Source organism: Ralstonia sp. 22111, from assembly GCF_052045895.1.
GTDB classification, from domain to species: domain Bacteria; phylum Pseudomonadota; class Gammaproteobacteria; order Burkholderiales; family Burkholderiaceae; genus Ralstonia; species Ralstonia wenshanensis.
Genome location: NZ_JBQEPR010000001.1, coordinates 135390 through 149628, shown reverse-complemented (window position 1 = coordinate 149628; position 14239 = coordinate 135390). Strand labels below are relative to the sequence as shown.

The window sequence follows — 14239 nt, the reverse complement described above, 5'->3', positions numbered from 1 at the left end:
GTGCGCGATTCCAACCACGACAAGGAGAGAAGCGTATGAAACCGATCCAACGCCTGGCCCTGTGTTGCGTGCTTGCCTGCGCCCCGATGGGCATCGCCCACGCCCAGCTCACGCCCGCACCCACCGGCCCCGCCGGGGCCTCGGCACCGAACGATGCCAAGCGCGCCGCTTACGACAGTGCCGTCAAACAAGCCGATGCCAATTACAAAGCTGCCAAGGACAAGTGCGATGCGATGAAGGGTAATGACCGCGACGTCTGCCGTGCGCAGGCCAAGGGCGATTACAACGTCGCCAAGGCCAACGCCATGGTCGAACGCGATGGCACTGAAGCCGCCCGCAACCGCGCCGCCAAGGAAAAGGCCGAGGCCGACTACGACGTCGCCAAAACTAAGTGCGATGCCATGAAGGGCAACGATAAGGACACCTGCGTGAAGGACGCCAAGGCCGCCTACACGCGCGCCAAGGCCGGCGACGAAGTGAGCCACGCCAAGGCGACGGGCACTGCCAAGGACGTCAGCGAAGCGCGCCGCGATGCCGTCAAGGACACCAACGACGCCAATTACAAGGCTGCGAAGGAACGCTGCGACGCCATGTCCGGCGATGCCAAGACAAAGTGCCAGAACGACGTGGCCGCCAAGTTCAAGAAGTAAGCCGTACGAAAGTCTCTACACGGGCGGCCTGCGGGTCGCCCCTGCTTTGTCTCAATCTCTCAACTCGCGACGGAGGACGTATGAACTGGGATCAGATCGAAGGTAAATGGGATCAGGCCAAGGGCAAGGTCAAGGAAAAGTGGGGCCAGCTCACCGACGATGACCTGACCGTGATCCGTGGCAAGCGCGACCAGCTTGCCGGCAAGATCCAGGAACGCTATGGCTATACGAAGGAGCGCGCCGAAGACGAACTCAAGGCGTGGGAGCGCGATACCCGCTGGTGATGCAGCGGTGATGTAGCGTCACGCGGCCGGCGCTTACTTGGCGACCGGCCGCTTGCCCAGCTTGCGTTGTAGCGTGCGCCGATGCATGTTGAGCGCCCGCGCGGTGGCGGAGATGTTGCCGCCGTGCTCGGCCAGCACGCGCTGGATGTGCTCCCACTCCAGTCGCGCGACCGACAGCGGCGCGGGGTTCTCCATCGTCTGTTCTGCCACGGCTTCAGACACGCCCACTTGCAGCGCCAGCAGAATCGAATCGACATTGGCTGGCTTGGCCAGGTATTCATCAGCGCCCAACTTGACCGCTTGCACGGCGGTGGCAATGCTTGCGTAGCCCGTGAGGATCAGCATGCGCGCGTCGGGCAGCGCCTGACGCAGTGGGGCAATCCAGTGCAGACCGGAATCTGTGCCGCCATGGGGCATCAGGCCCTTGTCGCTCGCGGCCAGGTGCAGATCGACAGTGACATACGAAAAGCGTGTCTGGCGCGCCAGGGCCAACGCTTCACCGCCGGTGTGCGCGATCTGCGGAGCAAAGCCGCGACGCGTGAGCGCACGCGCCAGCGTCTGCGCAAAGACGTCGTCGTCATCGAGGATCAGAAAGGGGGCGGGCTGCTGCATGGTGTTCTCCGGGGCCGTACGTGCACGGGGCTGTGTCAGGCCGTCTCGTTATGTGAAGAGGGTGGGCGCGCCAATGATGGGGGCGGCCGCGTGTTCCATCGGACCGCCAACCGGCAGTCGGAGTTCGGCAATGGCGCCTTGGGGCGGGTTCGGGCGTAGCACCACGGTACCACCCAGGCGGCGCGCCGTGGTGGAGGCCAGATACAGCCCGATGCCGTGACCGCCATGCCGGCTTGGCACCGGCGTGCGGCCGAGCGACGTCCGCAGGTCTTCCGGCAAGCCCAACCCCGTATCGACGATGGACAGCACGATCTGCGGCGGCATATCGCGGAGCACATCCGGATTGGCGTCGATCTTGGCGGTCAGCAGTAGCGGCACCAGGTCGCGGCCGGCGTGGTGCTGGCTGCGGGCGGCGTTGTCCAGCAGGATGGTGAGGATCTGGCCGACGTTCACCGCATCCAATTCCACCGCTTGCGCCGCAGGCGAGGTCTCGGTGTGGAGGCGGATGTCCGGATGCCGCAGTTGCCACGTCTGCGTGAAATCCGGCAGCCATTGGCCGAGTGGCTCGGGCGCGCCGTCGTTGGGTTTGCGTTGCAGGCGCGCCAGCGCGGCGCGGCACAGTTCGAGTTGCTGCTCGATGGCGCGCAGGTCTTCGCGGTACGGGCCGAGCGGGGAATCGGGCTGTTTTGCGTCGTGCTGCAGCTCGCCGGCGATGACGGCCACGGTCGACAGCGGCGTGCCCATCTCGTGCGCCACGCTCGCGCCCTGCGACATCAGCGCTTCGATGCGTTGTTCGCGCAGCAGTCGCTCGCGTGCTTCGGTCAGCTGCGCTTCGCTCTCCCGTAGCGCGGCGGACAGGCGCGCCGTAAAGCCCGCGATCATCGCGCTGCTGGCCACGAAATCGATCCACATGCCGGCCAGGTGATACGCCACTGCATCGGCTTGGTTTGCCAGCTTCAGCGGGATGTAGTTGCCGAGCATCATGCTGTAGGCGGCCAGCGCGTAGAGCGTCAGGCCCACCACGTGTGCGATCGGCAGCATGGCCGCCGCAATTGCCAGTGCCGGCAGGTAGAACGAGACGAACGGGTTGGTCGCGCCGCCCGTGAAGTACAGCAGGGCGGATAGCGCGGTCAGGTCCACCAGCAGTTGAACCGTGATCTCGATATGCTGCACGGGCCGGTTGCGCCGCACCCGCCATCCGGTAAGCAGGTTGAACAGCGCATGCAGGCCCATCACGCTCAGCAGCGGCACCACTGGCAGTTGCACGCCAAAGACGAGCGGCGCGAGCAGCATCAGGACGAGCTGGGTGGCAAGCAGGCTCCATCGCAGCCAGAAGAGGCGGCGTAGACTGGATGCGTCCAGCAGTGGCGCGGCAAGAGACAGGGTGGAAAGCATGGTGGACAAGTGTAAACGTGCGCACCGCGCGGTTCTCCGTGCGGCGATGCGTCAATCGGCCGCACAATTGTGCACCCAACCTATCTCCCCACAAACGCTGTGCTTTAATGCGCAGCACGTTTGTCCCCGACAGGAGCCCTTGATGATGACGTCCCGATCGATCCGTTCTTCCGCTCGCCTGGCAATGCTCTGCGCAGGCCTGCTCGCCAGTGCCGCCGCTTTCGCGCAGGTCACGGTGCAAGACGCCTGGGTGCGCGGCACGGTGCCGGGCCAGACATCCAGCGGCGCGTTCATGACGCTGCAATCGGCCGACGGTGCCAAGGTGGTGGGCGTGTCGACGCCCGTGGCGGGCACGGCCGAGATCCACGAGATGAAGATGGAGGGCGACGTGATGCGCATGCGCGCGATGCCCTCGCTGGACTTGCCCAAGGGCCAGACGGTGCAGCTCAAGCCGGGCGGCTACCACGTGATGTTGATGAACCTGAAACAGCCGCTGGTGAAGGACACCACCGTGCCGCTGACGCTGAAGGTGGAACTGGCCGACAAGCGCGTCGTCGAGCAGAAGGTCGAAGCCCGCGTGCGCGATCTGACTGCCGGCAATATGCCCGCCATGAACCACGGCGGCGAACACAAACATTGATGGCTTGCGGCGAGTGTCGCTTCAAGCCACGCAAGGGAGCATTCCCATGGCTAACAAGACACTGGGCACTCGCCAGAAGCTGACGTTCCGCGTCGAGCCTTCAACCAAGGCCGGCACGGCGCGCCCGCGCAACGTACTCGTGCCGCTCGCCCGGGGCCGGAAGGCCGGCGCCCATACCGAAGGCGGTCATGCTGAGCGCCAGCGCGGCCGGGCCGACGTCCGCCGCGCACTGCGCACGCTGGACAACGACAGCAAAGACAAGGATTGATCGGTCAGTTGGATATAGATGCTGCCCTTGCCTGCGCAATCGCCTCGCGCAGGCAACGCTGACAGCGGCAGCCTTGTCCCGGGCGCCGCGCGCTGGCGGGCAGAGTTTCTTCGGTCGTGCACCAGCACGTCGCGTCGGGCTGCTTACCGTCGCCGATCGCTCCGCAGCGCATCTGCGCGCCGCAGATTGCACATACGGTGTTGGCGGCCGACGGGGTCACGCTGGGCTGCTCCCGTCGTCGTCTTGCCCGAGCTTGTGCATCGCCTGGCGCAGGAACCCCATCTGGTGCGAGAACCGCGTACAAGCATCGCAGGCAAACAGATGCACGCGCAGGCGCAAGCGCTCGCCTGTGGACAGGTCGCGGTCCATCTTCGACACCAGCATGCGGTGGGCTTCTTTGCAGGTGGGCAGTCCCCAACGGTTCGGCATGGTTGTTCTCTGTGATGCGGCTTGGGTGCGCTTACGGCAATTCAGGCGGCGGGCTGATTGCCGAACCAGTGCAGGTCAAGGCACTCGCGCAGGCGCATGCGGGCACGGTAAAGCAGTGCCCACGCATTGGTCGCGGTGATCTGCAATTCCTGACAGATTTCGTCGGTTTCCAGCTCCAGCCACTCCCGCATCATGAAGACGCGGCCAACGCGCGGCGGCAGGCGATCGACGCACATCTGCAGCACGTCGAAGAACTCGCGCCGTGACAGCGCGGCATCCGGGTCACCCCAATCCGATGGCGGGCTGGTGTAGTGGCCGTCGGCGGCGAACAGGCTGTCGAAGACGGCCTCGTCGGAACGCATGCCGGCCTCGTCGGATTCACCGCCCGCAAGCAGCGAGACGCGCACTTCGCGCCGCCCCGAGCGGATCGCATCGATGATCTTGTGCTTGAGGATGCCGATCACGTAAGTCTTGAGCGAGGCGTTGCCGGCAAAGCGATCCGGGTGTTCGAGCACCGCGAGGATGGTGTCAGCCACCGTGTCTTCAGCCAAGGCCGTGTCGCGCAATTGCAGTTGCGCAAAGCGCAGCAGGTGAGGGCGCAGCGCGTCGAGTTGGTCGGGTGCGATGGCCATGTTTCCCCAGGGTGTTCTTTGTCCGCAACGGTTTGGTGGGCACGCAAGCTGCGGCCAGGACCGCGCGGGCTTTTCTTGTAAAATCGCGCCTGCCGAAAAATGGGCTGCTGCGTTTTGTGCGGCACGCGACATTCGGCGTTCCATCATACCCGCCTCAATCCGCCCAATCCCGGATGTCACCGTCATGACCGCTTCTGCTGCCCCCGACCCTGCTGGCCTCGCCCCCGAACTCGCGCACGTTGCGCCGGCGTTGAAGGCTGAAATTCTCGCGCAGGCCCTGCCTTACATCCGCAAGTTCCACGGCAAGACCATCGTCATCAAGTACGGCGGCAACGCCATGACGGAAGAAAAGCTCAAGCACGGCTTCGCGCGCGACGTGATCCTGCTCAAGCTGGTCGGCATGAACCCGGTGGTGGTGCACGGCGGCGGCCCGCAAATCGACGAGGCCCTGAAGAAGGTCGGCAAGCAAGGCACCTTCATCCAGGGCATGCGCGTGACCGACGAAGAGACCATGGAAGTGGTCGAATGGGTGCTCGGCGGCGAAGTCCAGCAGGACATCGTCATGCTGATCAACCAGTACGGCGGCCAGGCGGTCGGCCTGACCGGCAAGGACGGCGGCCTGATCCGCGCCAAGAAGCTGAAGATGCCGGACCGCGAGCACCCGGGCGAGTTCATCGATATCGGTTTCGTGGGCGACATCGAGACGATCAACCCGGCTGTGGTCAAGGCGTTGCAGGACGACGCGTTCATTCCGGTCATTTCGCCCATCGGCTTCTCTGACGAAGGCCAGGCTTACAACATCAATGCCGACGTCGTGGCCGGCAAGATGGCCGAGATCCTGAAGGCCGAGAAGCTTGTCATGATGACCAACATTCCCGGCGTGATGGACAAGCAGGGCAACCTGCTGACCGACCTGTCGGCACGCGAGATCGACGAGCTGTTTGCCGACGGCACGATCTCGGGCGGCATGCTGCCGAAGATTTCGTCGGCGCTGGATGCCGCCAAGAGCGGCGTGAACTCGGTGCACATTGTCGATGGCCGTATCGAGCACTCGCTGCTGCTGGAAATCCTGACCGAACAGGCGTTCGGCACGATGATCCGCTCGCACTGATGCGAACCACCCGGGCGGTGCGGGTGCGCCATGCTGCGCGCACCTTCCCGCGCGAGGTGCCGGCGGGCGCCGCGCCCGCCCGGCAGCCGGTCTGGCTGTTCGACCTCGACAACACCCTCCACCACGCATCGCACGCCATCTTTCCGCAGATCAACCGGCTGATGACGGCGTATGTGGCTCGTGTACTCGGCACGGACGACGCCACTGCTAGCCAGGTCCGCGTGGACTATTGGCGCCGCTATGGCGCCACGATTCTGGGCATGGTCCGCCATCATGGCGTCGACCCCGATGATTTCCTTGCCGAGGCCCACCGCTTTGACGACCTTCGCGCCATGGTGCGCGCGGAGCGCGGCCTCGCCCAACTGCTGCGTGCCCTGCCGGGGCGCAAGATCCTGCTGACCAACGCGCCGTCTGCTTACGCGCGCGAGGTGCTGCGGCTGATCGGCCTGAAACGCGCGTTCCTGCGCGAAATTGCCGTCGAGCACATGTGGGTGCACCGGCGCCTGCGTCCCAAACCCGATCCGCTGATGCTGCGTCGGTTACTCGCCCGCGAGCGTATTGCACCATCGCGCGCCATCCTCGTCGAAGACACGCTTTCTCACCTCAAACGCTATCGGCGCCTGGGGATCGGCACAGTGTGGGTGACGGGCTACCTGCGGCGCGTGCCGCCGGGCGTACAGCCGACTTCCGCTGCCGATGCATTGCATCCAATGCAAGCGGCGGCCGTTGGCGCGCGTGCAAATTCACCACATCAGCCGGCTGCCACACCGATTTTGTTCGCCAACCGGCCCGGCTATGTGAGCGTGAAAGTAAAATCGGTGCTTCAACTAAAACGAAGGCTTGTTCGACGCGGCTAGGCAGTGGTAACTCCGCGCTCGGAACGGGAGAGGGGCCAGGAAGTCATGAGCAACGCGCAAACGGAGTTTCCGACCGCCGAGCCGGTCGCGGACGTCGCCATAGCAGCACCGCCAGTACGCAAACGGCCCCGCCCGGGCGAGCGCCGCGTGCAGATTCTGCAGACGCTCGCCGGCATGCTCGAGCATCCGCGTGGCGAAAAAATCACAACCGCGGGCTTGGCTGCACGGCTGGATGTATCCGAGGCGGCGCTGTACCGTCACTTCGCCAGCAAGGCGCAGATGTTCGAAGGGCTGATCGAATTCATCGAGCAGACCGTCTTCGGCCTCATCAACCAGATCACCTTGCGTGAGGAACACGGCCTGCGGCAGGCGCATGCCATCGCGCACATGCTGCTGTCGTTTGCCGACAAGAATCCGGGCATGACGCGCGTGCTGGTGGGCGATGCGCTGGTCGGCGAAGACGAGCGCCTGCCCGAGCGCATGGCGCAGTGCCTCGATCGCATCGAAGCATCGCTTAAGCAAAGCCTGCGCATGGCGGTCACGCAGGGTGCCTGGCCGGCGGATGCCGACATCGCTTCGCGCGCCAACTTGGTTGTGTGTGCGGTGCTCGGGCGCTGGCATCGGTATGCCAAGAGCGGCTTCCGGAAGTCTCCGGTGGAAGGTGCGGATGCGCAGTTGCGGGTGCTGTTGGCCTGAGCCTGCACCACCCCAAACGAAAGCCCCGCACTGCGGGGCTTTTTATTTGCGCGTGCCGTTGGTCAGCCAATGGTGCGTATCGCTTCCGCCAAGGTATGAAACCGTGCGGCAATCTGCTCCGTTTCCACATGGCCATAGCCCAGCAGCAACCCAGGCAGGCGGCGCGCATCGTCCTGGTAATAACGCGAGAGTGGGCGCGTGACGACGTCATTGGCGAGTGCCAGATCAGCAACGGCCACATCGTTGGTGCCGGCGGGTAAGCCCAGCACGAGATGCAGGCCCGACGCGCCGTCGTGCACCGGCAGCGCGTCGCCGAACTCGTGAGCGATAGACGCTAGCAGCGTTTCGCGCCGTTCCGCATACACCCCGCGCATGCGCCGGATGTGGGAGACGAAATGGCCCTCCGCGATGAAGTCTGCGAGCACGGCCTGCGTGAGAATCTGGCCGCCGCGGAACATCTCCGATAGCCCCGTCGTAAACGCATCGGCCAGCGCGGGCGGCACGACCAGATAGCCAATCCGCAAGCTGGGGAACAGCACTTTCGAGAACGTGCCCATGTAGAGCACGCGCCCGCCTTCATCCAGCCCTTGCAGTGAGGGCAGCGGGCGGCTGCCGTAGCGGAATTCGCTGTCGTAGTCGTCTTCGACGATCCAGGCATCGGTGGCGTGTGCGGTGGCCAGCAGCGCGCGGCGTCGCGCCAGGCTCATCACCGAGCCGAGCGGGTATTGGTGCGAGGGCGAGACCACCATGAGCTTGGGCGGCTTGCTGCGCTGGCGCCCGCGCGCGGGGATGTCAAAGCGCATGCCCTCGTCGTCCACCGGCAGAGGCACGGTGCGTACGCCTGCGGCAGTGAGGACGCTGCGTACGCCCCAATAGCCCGGGTCTTCAATCCATGCGCTGTCGCCGGCGTCGCACAGCAGTTGCGCGATGAGCTGGAGCGACGGGTGGATGCCTGCCGTGATGATGATCTGCTCGGGCTCGCAGCGCACGCCGCGCGCGGTGCGCAGGTAGTCGGCCAGCGCGGTGCGCAGCGGCAGGTAGCCCGCACCCACGGGATACGTCAGCAGCGCAGGCGATGGCTTGCGCAGCAGCCGGTTGTGCAGGCGCGACCAGATGCGCGCCGGAAACATCCGCACCTCTGGTACGCCAGGCATGAAGGCGCCCCATTGGCGTGAGCTGGCGCCTGCATCGCGCACGAGCGCCCGGCCCCGCGTGGACAGCATCAGCGCAGACGGCGTGGCCGCTTCGGTGATTGGCGCGACCGCCGGTGCGGCAACCGCTGCGGCTGGTGCCGGCGCGGCGTCCAGCCGGTCCGGCGCGGTATCGGCGACGAAGGTGCCGCTACCCACGCCCGCCGAGACATAGCCTTCCACGCCGAGCTGCTCATAGACGTGGATGACCGTGTTGCGTGCGATGCCCAGTTCGGTGGCCAACTGCCGCGACGACGGCAGGCGCGTGCCCGGCTGCAGCTCGTCGCGCAGGATGCCTTCCTGCAACACGCGGTACAGGCGCCGATGGTCGGGCTCGCCGCCTGGCTCTGCGCGGTCGAAGCGGCGTTGCAGATAGTCGACCAGCATGCTGGCGCGGTGAGTTGGGGAATGGTCGGCCATGGTGCGCGATGGAACCAAAGTGGTTCCAAAAGAAAAACCTGATTGGGTCTTATTGTACAGAGCCAATGAAGCCACACTGCCTCGCATCGCCTCTTTCTTGACCCAACGCACACGACCGCCATGAACGCCCGAGATCCGCAACACGCGCCGCAACAGAACGCCCAATGGAATGCCCGCCGCCTGGCCGCTACGCCGCGCGGCGTTGGTGTGATGACCGACCGCTACGCCGAGCGCGCCGAGAACGCGCTGTTCTGGGACGTGGAGGGCCGCCGCTACATCGACTTCGCGGCCGGCATTGCCGTGGTCAACACGGGCCATCGCCATCCGCGTCTGGTGCAGGCCGTGCGCGAGCAGTTGGATCACTTCACGCACACCGCTTTCCAGATCGTGCCGTACGGTTCGTACGTCGAGCTGGCCGAGCGCCTGAACGCGATCACGCCGGGCACGCATGCCAAGAAGACCGCGTTCTTCACCACCGGCGCCGAGGCCGTGGAAAACGCCATCAAGATCGCACGGGCGCACACGGGCCGCCCGGGTGTGATCGCACTCACGGGCGCATTCCACGGCCGCACGTTCATGGGCATGTCGCTGACGGGCAAGGTCGTGCCGTACAAGACGGGCTTCGGCCCGTTCCCGGGCAGCATCTATCACGTGCCGGCGCCTGTCGCGTTGCATGGTGTGAGCACGCTGGATGCGCTGGATGCCATCCAGCGCCTGTTCAAGGCCGATATTGATCCACGCCAGGTGGCGGCCATCATCTTCGAGCCGGTGCAGGGCGAGGGCGGCTTCTACCAGATGCCCGCCGACTTTGTGCGCGCTATCCGTGCGCTGTGCGACGAGCACGGCATCGTGATGATCGCCGACGAAGTGCAGACCGGCTTTGCCCGCACCGGCAAGCTGTTTGCCATGGAGCACACCGGCGTGCTGCCGGACATCACGACGATGGCCAAGGGCTTGGCCGGCGGCCTGCCGCTGTCCGCTGTCACGGGTCGCGCAGAGATCATGGACGCACCGGCGCCGGGCGGGCTCGGCGGCACCTATGCCGGCAACCCGCTGGCGGTGGCCTCCGCACATGCGGTGCTCGACATCATTGCCGACGAGAAACTCTGCGAGCGTTCCGCCGCGCTGGGCGCTCGCCTGGTCGATGCACTGAACGCTGCCCAGGCCAAGCAGCCGCGCATTGCAGAAGTGCGTGGCGTGGGCGCGATGGTTGCTGTCGAATTCAATACGCCGGACGGCAAGCCGGACGCCGATTTCACCAAGCTCGTGCAGCAGCGCGCGCTCGAAGCCGGCCTGCTCCTGCTGTCGTGCGGCGTGTACGGCAACGTGATCCGCTTCCTGTTCCCGCTCACGATTGAAGACGCGGTATTCGAAGAGGGCCTTGCCATCCTGCAACGTGCACTGGAGGGCTGACACCATGACCCGCACTGACTTGCCGAGCGCGCCGGTTACGCCGCCGATCGCACTGAAAGACCCTGGCCTGTGGCGCACGCAGGCGTTCCTCGCCGGCACCTGGGCCGATGCCGATGACGGCGCCACGCGCGACGTGACCGACCCCGCCACCGGCCGCAAGATTGGCACCGTGCCCGGCATGGGCGCCGCCGAAACGCGACGCGCCATCGATGCCGCTCAGGTTGCGCAACGCGCCTGGCGCAAGGTGAGCGCACGCGATCGCGCCAAGATCCTGCGCAAGCTGGCCGATCTGATGATGGAGCACCAGCAGGATCTCGCTGCCATCCTCACGGCCGAGCAAGGCAAGCCGCTGCCAGAAGCCGCCGGCGAAATTGCTTACGCCGCATCGTTCATCGAGTGGTTTGCTGAAGAAGCACGCCGCATTTACGGCGACACGATTCCGTCGCCGCAGGGCGATCGCCGCATCGTCGTGCAGAAAGAGCCGATTGGCGTGAGCGCGGCCATCACGCCGTGGAATTTTCCCATCGCGATGATGACGCGCAAGGTGGGCCCGGCGCTGGCCGCCGGTTGCTCGATGGTGGTGAAGCCCGCGCTGGAAACGCCCTACTCTGCGCTTGCGTTTGCCGAGTTGGCCGTGCGCGCGGGCGTGCCGGCAGGCTTGCTGTCCATCGTCACGGGCGATTCGCAGGCGATTGGCGGCGAGCTGACCTCCAACCCGATCGTGCGCAAGCTCAGCTTCACGGGCTCCACCGCGGTTGGCCGCTTGCTGATGCGCCAGTGCGCAGACGACATCAAGAAGCTCTCGCTCGAGCTGGGCGGCAACGCGCCGTTCATCGTATTCGACGATGCCGACGTCGATGCAGCCGTGGAAGGCGCGATGATCGCCAAGTACCGCAATGCGGGCCAGACCTGCGTGTGCGCGAACCGCTTCTACGTGCAGCGCGGCATCTATGACACGTTTGCCGCCAAGCTGGCCGATGCAGTGCGTGCGCTGCGCGTGGGCAACGGCACGGAGCCCGGCGTGCAGCAGGGCCCGCTGATCCACATGCGCGCGATGGACAAGGTGCAGGAGCACCTGGATGACGCCGTACGCCAAGGCGCCCGCGTGCTGGTGGGCGGCAAGCCGCATGCGTTGTCTGCGCAGGGCGGCGCGTTTTTCGAACCGACCGTCGTCGTCGATGCAAAGGCCGACATGCTGGTCGCGCATGAAGAAACGTTCGGCCCGCTGGCCGCCCTCATTCCTTTCGACACGGAAGACGAGGCCGTGGCGGCCGCAAACGACACCGAGTTCGGGCTGGCCGCGTATTTCTACACGCGCGATCTTGGCCGCGCGTGGCGGGTTTCCGACGCGCTGGAATCGGGCATGGTCGGCGTCAATACGGGGCTGATCTCGACCGCCGAAGCGCCGTTTGGCGGCGTCAAGCAATCGGGCTTGGGCCGGGAGGGCTCGAAATACGGCATCGACGAGTACCTGGAGATCAAGTACATCAACATGGCCGGCCTTTGACCCCGCATATGGCAGGGGATCGGACGCATCACGNCGTCCGCCGCCGCTTGCTCTATAATCACCTTCCTCTGGCGCGCCGATTTGACGACTGGCTTGCGGGCGCGCGGGAGTTCAGACTGCACGAATGTGGCTCTGGGCTCTCATTACAAATGCGGCTAAAGAGGTTCGGTCAGAGCGGGGGTGGTGAAAGCAAGCGCCCCACGTGCGCCACATGAGAACCCGATTGGTTGCGTGAACAGCGTTGCCGGTCGGGTTTTTTCTTTGGTGCCATGACAGACATCCAGGCTGACCCCGCGGTCACCGCAGCCGATGCGGCGCAGGCCGACACATCCTCTTCGAAGGCACATCAGGGCAAGCCGGCCAATGCCATCGGCCTGGTCGTACCCGAGCGCATGCACTTTGCCGAGCCGCTGCAACTGCGCAACGGCTCGCAGATCAGCGGCTACGACCTGATGGTCGAAACCTACGGCACGCTCAATGCCGACCGTTCCAACGCCGTGCTCATTTGCCACGCGCTCAACGCCTCGCACCACGTGGCGGGCGTGCACGCCGAGGGCGAAGTCGGCTGGTGGGACAACATGGTCGGCCCCGGCAAGCCGGTCGACACGAACCGCTTCTTCGTCATCGGGGTGAACAACCTGGGGTCGTGTTTCGGCTCGACCGGCCCCATGAGCCCGCATCCGGAAACCGGCCTGCCTTACGGCGCGCGCTTCCCCGTGGTGACGGTGGAAGACTGGGTGAACGCCCAGGCACGGGTGGCCGACCGTTTCGGCATCCAGCAATTTGCCGCGGTGATGGGCGGCAGCCTCGGCGGCATGCAGGCGCTGGCCTGGAGCCTGATGTATCCGGACCGGTTGCGGCACTGCGTGGTGGTGGCGTCCACGCCCAAGCTGTCGGCGCAGAACATCGCCTTCAACGAGGTGGCGCGCAGCGCGATCCTGTCCGACCCCGATTTCCACGGCGGCGATTACTACGCGCACAACGTCAAGCCCAAGCGCGGCCTGCGCGTGGCCCGGATGATCGGCCACATCACGTATCTGTCGGACGAGGACATGGCCGCGAAATTCGGGCGCGAGCTGAAGGCGGACGATATCCGTTTCTCGTTCGACGTCGAGTTCCAGGTCGAGAGCTACCTGCGCTACCAGGGCGACAAGTTTGCCGAGTATTTCGATGCGAACACGTATCTGCTCATCACGCGCGCGCTCGATTACTTCGACCCCGCACTGGCCTACGGCGGCAGCCTGACCAAGGCCGTTGCGCACACCAAGGCGAGTTACCTCGTGGTCAGCTTCATGACCGATTGGCGATTCGCCCCGGCGCGCAGCCGCGAGCTGGTCAAGGCGCTGCTCGACAACAAGCATCCCGTCACCTACGGCGAGATCGACGCGCCGCACGGCCACGACGCTTTCCTTCTGGAAGACGCGCGCTACCACGCGCTGGTCCGCGCCTATTACGAACGCATCGCGCAGGAGATCGGCGCATGACAACGCAAACGCTGAACCCCGCTGCGCCGTCTGAGGTGCCCAACATCCTGACCGACCGCGCGGACTTTCGTGCCATCGCCCGCTGGATCGAGCCGCACTCCACCGTGCTCGATCTTGGTTGCGGCGACGGCAGCCTGCTGCGCGTGCTGCAGGATGAGCTCGACGTGCTGGCCTACGGCATCGAGATCGACGATGCGGGCGTGCTGGCGTCCACGAAAAAGGGCGTGCACGTGATCCAGCAGAACATGGAAGGCGGGCTGGCGCTGTTCGAGGACAAGAGCTTCGATACGGTCATCCTGTCGCAGACGCTTCAGACCATCCACAACACGGCGCAGGTGCTGCGCGAGATGCTGCGCGTGGGCCGCGAGTGCATCGTGTCGTTCCCGAATTTCGGCTACTGGCCGCATCGGCTGTCGATCTTCCGCGGGCGCATGCCGGTGTCCAAGTCGCTGCCGTACGAGTGGTACAACACGCCCAACGTGCGCGTGCTGACCATCCGCGACTTTGAAGCGCTGGCGCCCAAGGTGGGACTGGTGATTCTCGATCGCGTTGTGCTGCACGAAGGCAGCGTGGTGCGTTGGGGCGCCAACTGGCGCGGCAGCGTGGCGGTGTACCGGGTGCGCGCGGGCTGATTGCCCCGGCAGCTGTGTG

At 65.5% G+C, this 14239-nt stretch carries 16 protein-coding genes; 11 read left to right on the top strand and 5 right to left on the bottom strand.

Features of this window, described 5'->3' with window-relative positions:
* Positions 1 to 35 precede the first annotated feature (35 nt).
* Both ACTJK4_RS00695 and ACTJK4_RS00690 read left to right on the top strand, forming a co-directional pair.
* Entirely contained in the window at positions 36 to 650 is a 615-nt protein-coding gene (locus ACTJK4_RS00695; protein ID WP_260803733.1) for a hypothetical protein, read from the top strand.
* Between the two features lie 80 nt (positions 651 to 730).
* Positions 731 to 934 (top strand): CsbD family protein, encoded by a 204-nt coding sequence (locus ACTJK4_RS00690; protein WP_024977038.1) that lies wholly within the window; start codon positions 731 to 733, stop codon positions 932 to 934.
* A gap of 33 nt (positions 935 to 967) precedes the next feature.
* On the opposite strand, the gene ACTJK4_RS00685 is transcribed toward ACTJK4_RS00690, so the two are convergent.
* Both ACTJK4_RS00685 and ACTJK4_RS00680 read right to left on the bottom strand, forming a co-directional pair.
* The gene (locus ACTJK4_RS00685; RefSeq protein WP_024977037.1) at positions 968 to 1546 is read right to left on the bottom strand and encodes a response regulator transcription factor; all 579 of its coding nucleotides are present in this window, start codon (positions 1544 to 1546) and stop codon (positions 968 to 970) included.
* Positions 1547 to 1594: 48 nt separating this feature from the next.
* The gene (locus ACTJK4_RS00680; RefSeq protein ID WP_440077096.1) at positions 1595 to 2941 is read right to left on the bottom strand and encodes an ATP-binding protein; all 1347 of its coding nucleotides are present in this window, start codon (positions 2939 to 2941) and stop codon (positions 1595 to 1597) included.
* A gap of 145 nt (positions 2942 to 3086) precedes the next feature.
* Between ACTJK4_RS00680 and ACTJK4_RS00675 the strand changes: the two genes are divergently transcribed.
* The gene (locus ACTJK4_RS00675; protein ID WP_392397781.1) at positions 3087 to 3581 is read left to right on the top strand and encodes a copper chaperone PCu(A)C; all 495 of its coding nucleotides are present in this window, start codon (positions 3087 to 3089) and stop codon (positions 3579 to 3581) included.
* Positions 3582 to 3627: 46 nt separating this feature from the next.
* Positions 3628 to 3849, top strand: coding sequence for a hypothetical protein (locus tag ACTJK4_RS00670; protein ID WP_260803735.1), 222 nt, complete (start codon positions 3628 to 3630; stop codon positions 3847 to 3849).
* 216 nt (positions 3850 to 4065) lie between these two features.
* Here ACTJK4_RS00670 and ACTJK4_RS00665 read toward each other — a convergent pair whose 3' ends face one another.
* The gene (locus tag ACTJK4_RS00665) at positions 4066 to 4278 is read right to left on the bottom strand and encodes a zf-HC2 domain-containing protein (RefSeq protein ID WP_232041583.1); all 213 of its coding nucleotides are present in this window, start codon (positions 4276 to 4278) and stop codon (positions 4066 to 4068) included.
* Between the two features lie 41 nt (positions 4279 to 4319).
* Positions 4320 to 4910 (bottom strand): sigma-70 family RNA polymerase sigma factor, encoded by a 591-nt coding sequence (locus tag ACTJK4_RS00660; RefSeq protein WP_440815297.1) that lies wholly within the window; start codon positions 4908 to 4910, stop codon positions 4320 to 4322.
* A gap of 184 nt (positions 4911 to 5094) precedes the next feature.
* Here ACTJK4_RS00660 and argB point away from each other — a divergent pair, with 184 nt between their 5' ends.
* The 3 genes from argB to slmA are packed head-to-tail and all read left to right on the top strand — an operon-like array spanning position 5095 to position 7574.
* Complete coding sequence (gene argB / locus ACTJK4_RS00655) at positions 5095 to 6021, top strand: acetylglutamate kinase (RefSeq protein WP_232041585.1); 927 nt, start codon at positions 5095 to 5097, stop codon at positions 6019 to 6021.
* Positions 6021 to 6878, top strand: a complete 858-nt coding sequence (locus ACTJK4_RS00650) for a pyrimidine 5'-nucleotidase (protein WP_440815294.1) — start codon at positions 6021 to 6023, stop codon at positions 6876 to 6878. The genes argB and ACTJK4_RS00650 overlap by 1 nt, the downstream gene beginning before the upstream one ends.
* A 45-nt stretch (positions 6879 to 6923) precedes the next feature.
* A complete protein-coding gene (gene slmA / locus ACTJK4_RS00645) occupies positions 6924 to 7574 on the top strand; it encodes a nucleoid occlusion factor SlmA (RefSeq protein WP_024977028.1) in 651 nt (216 codons plus the stop codon).
* A gap of 62 nt (positions 7575 to 7636) precedes the next feature.
* On the opposite strand, the gene pdxR is transcribed toward slmA, so the two are convergent.
* The gene (pdxR, locus tag ACTJK4_RS00640) at positions 7637 to 9151 is read right to left on the bottom strand and encodes a MocR-like pyridoxine biosynthesis transcription factor PdxR (protein ID WP_440816807.1); all 1515 of its coding nucleotides are present in this window, start codon (positions 9149 to 9151) and stop codon (positions 7637 to 7639) included.
* 153 nt (positions 9152 to 9304) lie between these two features.
* On the opposite strand from pdxR, the gene gabT reads away from it, so the two are divergent.
* The 4 genes from gabT (at position 9305) to metW (ending at position 14220) form a co-directional block, all read left to right on the top strand.
* Positions 9305 to 10597, top strand: a complete 1293-nt coding sequence (gabT, locus tag ACTJK4_RS00635) for a 4-aminobutyrate--2-oxoglutarate transaminase (RefSeq protein ID WP_433865947.1) — start codon at positions 9305 to 9307, stop codon at positions 10595 to 10597.
* Positions 10598 to 10601: 4 nt separating this feature from the next.
* Positions 10602 to 12104, top strand: a complete 1503-nt coding sequence (locus tag ACTJK4_RS00630) for an NAD-dependent succinate-semialdehyde dehydrogenase (protein ID WP_440815292.1) — start codon at positions 10602 to 10604, stop codon at positions 12102 to 12104.
* 269 nt (positions 12105 to 12373) lie between these two features.
* Positions 12374 to 13588, top strand: coding sequence for a homoserine O-succinyltransferase MetX (gene metX / locus ACTJK4_RS00625; RefSeq protein WP_322017068.1), 1215 nt, complete (start codon positions 12374 to 12376; stop codon positions 13586 to 13588).
* On the top strand, positions 13585 to 14220 hold the full coding sequence (gene metW, locus ACTJK4_RS00620; RefSeq protein ID WP_232041590.1) for a methionine biosynthesis protein MetW: 636 nt from the start codon (positions 13585 to 13587) through the stop codon (positions 14218 to 14220). Before metX ends, metW begins: the two co-directional genes overlap by 4 nt.
* Positions 14221 to 14239: the final 19 nt, after the last annotated feature.